The 217-nt window shown below is 47.9% G+C and carries 1 protein-coding gene; it reads right to left on the bottom strand.

Going from position 1 to position 217, the window contains the following annotated elements:
• On the bottom strand, nucleotides 1–217 hold a 217-nt coding region (locus tag QMN76_RS10945; protein WP_282066063.1), incomplete at both ends, for a terminase gpA endonuclease subunit.

Here is a 217-nt window from a genome sequence, read left to right as displayed (position 1 = left end):
CCAGACTGGAGAGCGTTGCCCACCTTGTTCAGAACCGCCTTTAATTGCCCAAATCCTGCGTCCAAGTCTTGCTTTGCAAAACTCGTAAACACGCTGTGTATGATGTCCCCCTGAATCAATACAGACCGCAGCAATCGAAAAAGCATGACCATCAGCACGATACCATTGACGCTTTAAGATCGTATCAACCTCTTGCCACAAAGTAGGACTGTCTGGA

Source organism: Commensalibacter papalotli (ex Botero et al. 2024), assembly GCF_947179115.1.
Lineage (GTDB): Bacteria > Pseudomonadota > Alphaproteobacteria > Acetobacterales > Acetobacteraceae > Commensalibacter > Commensalibacter papalotli.
Note: the sequence above shows the minus strand (reverse complement) of the source record. Positions and strands in the feature narration are given on the sequence as shown.